Here is an 8421-nt window from a genome sequence, read left to right on the forward strand (position 1 = left end):
TTTTGTCAATATAAGGACAGCCTTAACAACATCACTTTTCCATGTTGATACAAAATAACCGCAACTCCATGTTAAAAAAGGTATATTATGACAAGGACGGAGTTTTGTGCAAAAATTGGTATGACAAAAATACTGCCGATCATTGATCGGCAGTACGTCGTACATTCCCATGAAAGGAACATTATTGACATTATTAAGCTGACTCCGCAGCAGATACAAGAGTTTCCTTTTTAAGCTCTTTGCTGTTGAATTCATCAGGTGTGGTAAATGTAGGAACCATATCATGCAGAGCTTCAACAGCGATCTTTTCATTGTTTTCAAGTGCAGCATTTCTCAGTGCATTGAGTCTGAAAGCAAAGGACATTTCATCGATCTCTATCTGCTTACCGATAAATATGAGCTTATTGGAAGTTTTCTGGAGACCTTCTTCATTCATAAGAAGCTCTTCCTTAATCTTCTCACCGGGGCGGAGACCTGTGAACTTGATCTCAACATCCTTGTACGGCTCTTTTCCGTACATACGGATAAGATTTTCGGCAAGAGTAACTATTTTTACAGGCTGTCCCATATCAAGAACGAAGATCTCGCCGCCGTGAGCAATAGCAGCAGCCTCCATTACGAGACTTACAGCCTCAGGTATAGTCATAAAGTAACGGATTATATCAGGGTGTGTAACAGTAACAGGTCTGCCTTGTTCTATCTGCTTTCTGAAAAGCGGGATAACAGAACCGTTTGAACCGAGAACGTTGCCGAAACGCGTTGTAACGAATTCAGTTCTTCCTTCATGCTGCTGTGCAAGATACTGAACTATCATTTCACAGCATCTCTTTGACGCACCCATAACGTTTGTAGGATTAACAGCCTTATCTGTAGATATCATTACAAACTTCTCAACGTTGTGGAACTGAGCAAGTGTAGCAACATTGAAAGTACCAACAATGTTATTCTTGATAGCTTCCATAGGGGATACTTCCATAAGCGGAACGTGCTTATGTGCAGCTGCATGGAAAACAACATCGGGCTTGTAAGTATCGAATATCTGATTCATACGGAAGTAATCACGTACAGAAGCGATAAGAGTTACAAGATCAAGCTCATCGCCGTATTCCATCTTCAGTTCCTGCTCTATCTCGTAGGCGTTGTTCTCATAGATGTCAACGATTATGACCTTCTTAGGAGAGTACTTTGATATCTGACGAACAAGCTCCGAGCCAATGCTTCCGCCGCCGCCTGTTACCATACATACCTTGCTGCCTATGAAGTTTTTGATATCCGCATTATCAAATTTGATAGGATCACGGCCGAGAAGATCCTCAACTTTGATATCACGTATCTGATTGATGATAGTCTTGTTTTTATCGTCAAAAACAAGGTTTCCGATAAAAGGAACGACCTTTACAGGTACTTTAGTATCTGCACATATGTCAAGTATGCGCTTTCTCTCGTCCTCAAAACAAGAGGGGATAGCAAAGAGTATCTGTTCGATATTCTTCTCCTTGACGAATCTGTAGATCTCAGCAGTAGTTCCTACGATCTGAACACCGCTGATCTCAGAACCTATCTTCTCCTTGTCATCGTCGATAATGCAGACAGGATCAAACATTGTTACCTGCTTGTCTTCCGAATACGGAGAATTCTGAGCGTTGTGTATTTCCTTGAGTATAGTCTTGCAGGCTTGACCACCGCCGATAACCATTGTACGCTTACCATTGAAGGACTTTGGCTGTGCAAGAGTTATGAACGCTGTCTTGAAAAAGTATCTGAAAAGACAAACACCCAAGACAATAAGTGCAAGATGAAAAAATGAATAACTTAGCTCATATGTGCCGTCGATTATATAAACGATAGCCGTTGAGCAAACGATACCGACTATTGAACCGTAAACACAAGTAAGATAATCTTTACTGTTGAAGTATCGCCACAGCTTGTGATAAGCACCCGCTATGAACATTCCGCCGATACAGCATATGGCACTCACAGCACCTGATATCACAAGTTTTGACTCATCAATGTCCCGCCCGACAAATGACAAGCAAAAATTCGCGATAAGTGCTGCAACACATATTATAAATACGTCAGCTACAGCAAGAACGATTTTCCGACACTTAAAGCTTCTAAACAGATCTCTCATAATATAAAACTCCCTTCACCCCGACCATTGTATTGCTTGATCGCTCACCACATAAAGTATAAAGATATTATTAAAACATCACAGAATATTTAATGCAGTAAACTAAAGATTTTATTTATATATAAATCTCATCTAAACTAATACAATTCAATTATACTTATTGTTGCAAAAAAATCAAGAGCAAAACAGTTATCACTAAAAAAGTTTATTATTTTTTGTTACATATCACAAATAACACAGTGATTTTAGCTGCTCATTAGGTCATTTATTCAGCTATTTTTTAGCGTTTTGTATTTGCTTAGATGTTTTATACTACAAGTACTTCGTAATGATATAACACTTTGTAAATCAAAAATTAATTAGTATCAGCATTAATCAAATACATATTTTATTAATTATTTTGTTTGAGAGTGCTTTTTGTCATTCATAAAGTGACATTTGTCACGAAGAAAATGACGAACGACATCTTAAAAGAATTCCGAAAACGTGATATTATATAGTCACAGCAAAAACAAAAGCTCCTTACAGAAAGGATGGTCATTATGACAGATTTATTGACTTTTATCTTTATTTTAATGCCGATAACGATACCGCTTATTGTAATAGGCTTAGTTAAGCTTTCGGACAGAAATAAGAACAGCAACAATTATCCACAGTATCTTTACTATAACAATAATCAGCCTTACGATTACAACAATCCGGGTTACAATATCAGCAACAGCAATATTGCTCCCGAAGGCTTTGGAAATACTCCTACGCCTCTTCCTAAAAGTCCTCAAGCTCCGACAGAAAAAGCTCCTTCACCTGCGTTGCAGAAAGCTGAGCCTGAAAAGCCAAAGAAATCAAAGCCTGATATGACAGTTTCAAATATACTGTTTCTTATCGGTACAGTATTTGTAGTTCTTTCAGGACTTGCCTTTGGCGTTGCAAGCTGGGTAAACACATCTCACACAGGTCGAGTTCTCATAATAGTTGCAGCAGCAGTTATCGCGTATATCCTCAGTTGCGTAGTATCAAAGTCACTTAAACTCTCAGGCACATCTATGTCGTTTTATGTGCTTGGTACAGGTTTCGTATCCACAGCATTACTTACAGCTGGCTACTATCAGATAATGGGAAAATGGTTCTCATTTGATGGTGACGGAGCATTTGCACTGCTTGCATTCTCATCAATTATAGCAGCAGCTCTCATGTTCATAGGCGCAAAGCTTTTCAGGAATATCGTTCTTGTATACACTTCACTTTCAGCCGCAGCACTCTCACTTTTATTTACTATTATACATGTAGCTGACACATATGCTTCGCGTTCAGTTCTTTTCGCAGCAGCTCAGATAGTAATAACAGCTTTCATATATCTGGCAGCTCCGCTCAAGAGCAGCAAATACGAAGCACCTGTAAAAAATGTAGGCACAGTAACAGCAATTATCTTTGGCTCATCGGCATTAAGCTATGTCATAACAACTCTTTCAGCACCAACATTCGCAAGCTATTTCATAATCGCAGCAGCTGTCATTCAGTTTGCTTTTTACGGAATTTACAAGAAGATCTCAACTCTTATCGGCGTTGAATCAGTTCTTTCACTGATACTCTCATTTATGATATACGTTTCGCTTTCAAATGCATACAGCGATAAACTCGGCATAATAGCATTTTCACTTATAACAATGGTCATCTACTTTATACACCGCTTTGTTCCTATATTAAAGAACAAATTCGCAGAGCTTATCACTTTTTTATCAGTTATGTTCACAACATTCTTATGCATAGGAATGATAAGAACAAATTCATTTGTACCTTATCTTATGATCGCAGCAATAGCATCAGTTATAGTTGATTCTTACTTATTCAGCAGTGATCCAACAGTAAAGATACTTGCAGGACTCTTTACACCTGTTATACCTGCAAGTGCAGTTATGACTATCTCAAGATATTACATCGTTTCACAGGAATACTACTTTAACAATATCATCTGCATGAGCATACTCGCAGGACTTCTCATAGGCTTTGCAGCAATTATACTCTGTACACCATTTGGCAAGAAGATCAAATCTGAAGCGGCTGTATATTCAAATCTCGGATTAGCAGGTATAATCCTTCTCTCAACACAGCAGTACAAGCTTTTCACTCTTATCACAGCAGCGCTTTGCCTTATCCATTTTGCACTTTCCAACAAATCAAAGTTCAACATCACAGCAGCTTTATCTTCATTTGCACTTATCAAGATAACATACCTTATGGCAAGTGAATATTCAGAAAACAGCATAGTACCTGAGATAGCAATGTTCATCACAGTTATCGTCTATGCAGTTCTTTCAAGAGTAATTTATCCAGAGGCTATCATGTGTGATAAAGGCAGCAAGAAAGTTGTTGATCCTCTTATCACTGTTGCAATAGTAGCTGTTTTCAAGGTATTCGGCATTACAGACCTGTCAGTATTCCTCGGACTTATTGCCTGCGCAATTTTCTGCACAGGACTCGTTAAAAAGAATTTCAGCGATAAAGCAGTTTCCGTACTTCTTACATTATCTACAGCCTTCACAGTCATCGCACTCATAGAGCGTCCGTTCTTCATCTTTGAGTCAAGAGCTGTAACAAACAAGATAACTCTTGCAATAATCGCTTCATCAGGTTTTGCAGTACGCTTTATCTGGCGTAAATTCGAGAATATAGCAAAGAACTTCTCACAGATCATATTCATATTTACATTCGTATCACTTCTTATTGATGCTATAGTATTTGACACAGCAGAAAACACTATCTTTGTAATGGCAGTAATGATGATCGTACTTTTAGCTTCTATCGTATCAAGATCAAAGACATGGTTTATCACATCAGCTGCTTCACTCTTTACAATAACAGTATTTGCAACAAGGGATTACCTCATGGCACTCAACTGGTGGATATATCTTTTCCTCGCAGGTGTTATTCTTATCGGACTTGCAGCAACAAATGAATATCTCAAAAAGAACAACGAAACACTCAAAACATCTGTCGCTAAGAAATTCAGCGGCTGGACATGGTAAAACCAACGCTTGGCAATTAACATCATACTAATAAAGAAGGACCTCTTTAAAAAAAGGGGTCCTTTCTATTTTGCTGTATTATTACATTTGCAACTCATGCTGAACGGCGTTTTATGTCCAGTTGTGCGATGATGACTGCTGCAAAAACAAGTGCGCAGCCTGTAAGCTCCTTTGCGCTGAGCTGTTCGGACAGTATGAGCCAGCCTGATAGGGCGGCGAAAACTGATTCGAGACTCATAAGCAGCGTAGCAATGGCAGGGGGAGTAAAACGCTGTCCGATTATCTGCAATGTGTATGCTGCTCCGCAGGACATGATACCTGTGTAAAGAATGGTGTATCTTGCGGCTATGATATCATTTACGTGGGGCTCTTCAAACAAGAACATACAGACAGACATAAGCGTTCCTGCCGTGAAAAACTGTATGCATGACATCATCATGCCGTCAGCATTTTTTGCGTTGAAGTGATCTATTGTGAGTATGTGGAGCGCGTAGAAAAAGGAGCACATAAGTACGTAAAGGTCTCCCTTTGAAAGTGTGAGACCTTCTTCTATGCAAAGCAGATAAAAGCCTGTAACTGCTATAACTGCACATATCCATACCTTTAAGCTGCATTTTTTGCCGAGAAATATTCCGAGCAGAGGGACTATTATTACATAAAGAGCAGTGATAAAGCCTGCCTTTCCTGCTGACGTAAGACTTATACCGTATTGCTGGAGTGAGCTTGCGATGAATAAGATGATTCCGCAGCATATACCGCCTGATATAGTTTCGGGCAGACGAGATTTTTCGCGTTTCTTGTCCTTGACTCTGAATAAGAATATTATTGGTATAAGCACGATACCGCCAAGTAATGTTCTTACGGAGTTGTATGTGAACGGTCGGACATACTTCATTCCTTCGCTCTGTGCAACAAATGCAGTACCCCATATCATCGCTGTGATAAGCAGCATTATACTGCCTTGAAGTTTCTTTGACATATATCATCACCAAAACGCTTCAGGAATGATCTTCAAATTTATTCGTTCCCTTTACGCTAAGACCTTTGTCAAAGTCATCAAGGAAATGGTGATATTCGTTTCCTCTATGGTAGGAAATGAGTGTTTGCAGATTGACGTTTTCAACGCTTCGGAATATATTCATATCAACAGAAGGATTGACTCTACGCAGAGTTTTAAGAAGCTGTTTTACTTCGGCACGTTTAGAGCTTCCTTCACTTCTTGTTATTCGGCAGGCGCACTGTATGAAATGCAGATCATTATACTCCGACCATTTTATTATATCTTCTTCGCGGACAAGATAAAGCGGACGTATCACCTGTACGTTTTCATAGTTTTCGCTGTGTATCTTGGGCATCATCGTCTGTATCTGCGAGCCGTAAAGCATACCCATAAGGATAGTTTCTATTACGTCATCGAAGTGATGACCGAGGGCTATTTTATTGCAGCATAGTTCCTGAGCTGTTTTGTACAGCCAGCCGCGGCGAAGTCTTGCACAGAGAAAGCAAGGGTGCTTTTTTGCTTTTGCAGTGGACTCAAAAATGCGTGTGTTCATTATTTTTACGGGTATATCCAGTAATTCCGCGTTGGCGATTATCTTGCTGCGATGCTCATCAGTGTATCCCGGATCCATGACAATATATTCGGTATCAAAGTTTATACTGCCGTATTTCTGCAAACGCATAAGACACTTTGCCATAAGCATTGAATCCTTGCCGCCTGATATGCAGACAGCTATCCTGTCGCCAGTTTCGATCATCTTGTATTCATCTATGCCTTTTCTGAATTTAGACCAGATGCTTTTGCTGAATTCGCCTGTAAGTGACCTGTCGATATTGATATCCATAAAGTACTCCTTTTTAATACATATATATAATATATCGTGAATATCATTTAAAGTCAATAGCAAAAGTGAGCTTTTTTTATGTGTATAAAGTGTATTGACTATGTAAAAGAAATATTGTATAATTGTATACGTACTGGTATAAATCAGTATAATTGCATTAAGGGGTGGATATGATGAACAATCTTGAAGAAATGATAAATAATCTGACTCATAGCATACTTTCTGATTACAAGGACGATCGTACTATCAATGAGATAAAAACTTTCGATCATCCTGATAACGATGAGATAATAAGTATAATCGAAGGTCTGAGAAGAATTATTTTCCCTGGGTACTTCAGAAATAAGAGCTACAGAGTGTTTACTGTAAGAAATAATATGTCCATGATACTTGAAGATGTTATTTTCAAGCTTATCAGACAGATATATATAGTTCTGAGATATGATGAAAAATACGAAAAGCTTGATGACAACGCATTAAACAGCAACGCTATCCGTATTACTTTTGAGTATCTTAATAAGCTTCCGAAGATAAGAGCGTTTATCGAAACTGACGTTCAGGCTGCATATGACGGAGATCCTGCTGCATATAATAAGGATGAGATAATTTATTCCTATCCCGGACTTTATGCTATACTTGTAAATCGTCTCGCACACGAGCTGTTTGTGCTTGGAGTTCCGCTTATCCCGAGAGTTATGACCGAACACGCTCACAGCAAAACAGGTATTGATATACATCCGGGTGCAACTATCGGTAAGTATTTCTTTATCGACCACGGTACAGGTATAGTTATCGGTGAAACAACAGAGATAGGGGACTATGTTAAGGTATATCAGGGCGTAACTCTTGGTGCTCTTTCAACAAGAGGCGGTCAGTCTCTGCGCAATAAGAAACGTCATCCTACTATTGAGGACAATGTTACAATTTATTCAGGAGCTTCTATTCTCGGCGGCGAAACTGTTGTAGGCGCGAATGCTGTCATCGGTGGTAACGTATTCATAACACGTTCTGTACCGTCAGGTGCGAAGGTCAGCGTAAAAAATCAGGAACTGAGATATAATTTTGATGACTCTTCCAAGGTTGAGAAATCTGATCTTGATAATGATGAAAGCTGGTTTTATATTATATAGACCTTTATGAAAAGAAAATATTTTAGTGCATTTTGCGTAATATAGCCAAAAAGCAAATGCACTAAAAATTTTTTGAAAAAAATTCAAAAAAAGTCTTGACAACGAGCAGATATCGTGATATAATATTAAAGTCGTCGGGCGAGAAACCGATGAACAGAAGAATAAAGTGGGGGTTTAGCTCAGCTGGGAGAGCATCTGCCTTACAAGCAGAGGGTCACAGGTTCGAGCCCTGTAGTCCCCACCAATTCTTTGGCCTCGTAGTTCAGTTGGTTAGAACGCCTGCCTGTCACGCA

General features: G+C 39.1%; 5 protein-coding genes and 1 tRNA gene. 3 read left to right on the forward strand and 3 right to left on the reverse strand.

Annotated features, from left to right (window positions below; translation table 11 throughout):
* Window positions 1-193: 193 nt before the first annotated feature.
* Window positions 194-2131, reverse strand: coding sequence for a nucleoside-diphosphate sugar epimerase/dehydratase (locus QZZ41_RS13400; RefSeq protein WP_295073144.1), 1938 nt, complete (start codon window positions 2129-2131; stop codon window positions 194-196).
* A 542-nt stretch (window positions 2132-2673) separates the two neighbouring features.
* Here QZZ41_RS13400 and QZZ41_RS13405 point away from each other — a divergent pair.
* A complete protein-coding gene (locus QZZ41_RS13405; protein ID WP_295073146.1) occupies window positions 2674-5154 on the forward strand; it encodes a hypothetical protein in 2481 nt (826 codons plus the stop codon).
* Window positions 5155-5248: 94 nt separating this feature from the next.
* On the opposite strand, the gene QZZ41_RS13410 is transcribed toward QZZ41_RS13405, so the two are convergent.
* Together QZZ41_RS13410 and QZZ41_RS13415 are read right to left on the reverse strand one after the other, a co-directional pair.
* Entirely contained in the window at window positions 5249-6133 is an 885-nt protein-coding gene (locus QZZ41_RS13410) for a DMT family transporter (RefSeq protein ID WP_295073149.1), read from the reverse strand.
* 19 nt (window positions 6134-6152) lie between these two features.
* Complete coding sequence (locus QZZ41_RS13415) at window positions 6153-6998, reverse strand: ATP-binding protein (protein ID WP_295073152.1); 846 nt, start codon at window positions 6996-6998, stop codon at window positions 6153-6155.
* Between the two features lie 173 nt (window positions 6999-7171).
* Here QZZ41_RS13415 and QZZ41_RS13420 point away from each other — a divergent pair, with 173 nt between their 5' ends.
* Window positions 7172-8128, forward strand: a complete 957-nt coding sequence (locus tag QZZ41_RS13420; protein ID WP_295073161.1) for a serine acetyltransferase — start codon at window positions 7172-7174, stop codon at window positions 8126-8128.
* A 168-nt stretch (window positions 8129-8296) separates the two neighbouring features.
* Window positions 8297-8372 (forward strand) — tRNA-Val (locus QZZ41_RS13425).
* The last annotated feature ends 49 nt before the right edge of the window (window positions 8373-8421 follow it).

This window comes from Ruminococcus sp. (assembly GCF_016283395.1).

What these genes read in the sequence shown, in the direction of transcription:
- QZZ41_RS13420 (WP_295073161.1), top strand. Translation starts at nt 7,172, where the DNA reads ATGAACAATCTTGAAGAAATGATAAATAATCTGACTCATAGCATACTT.
- QZZ41_RS13415 (WP_295073152.1), bottom strand. Translation starts at nt 6,998, where the DNA reads ATGGATATCAATATCGACAGGTCACTTACAGGCGAATTCAGCAAAAGC.
- QZZ41_RS13405 (WP_295073146.1), top strand. Translation starts at nt 2,674, where the DNA reads ATGACAGATTTATTGACTTTTATCTTTATTTTAATGCCGATAACGATA.
- QZZ41_RS13410 (WP_295073149.1), bottom strand. Translation starts at nt 6,133, where the DNA reads ATGTCAAAGAAACTTCAAGGCAGTATAATGCTGCTTATCACAGCGATG.
- QZZ41_RS13400 (WP_295073144.1), bottom strand. Translation starts at nt 2,131, where the DNA reads ATGAGAGATCTGTTTAGAAGCTTTAAGTGTCGGAAAATCGTTCTTGCT.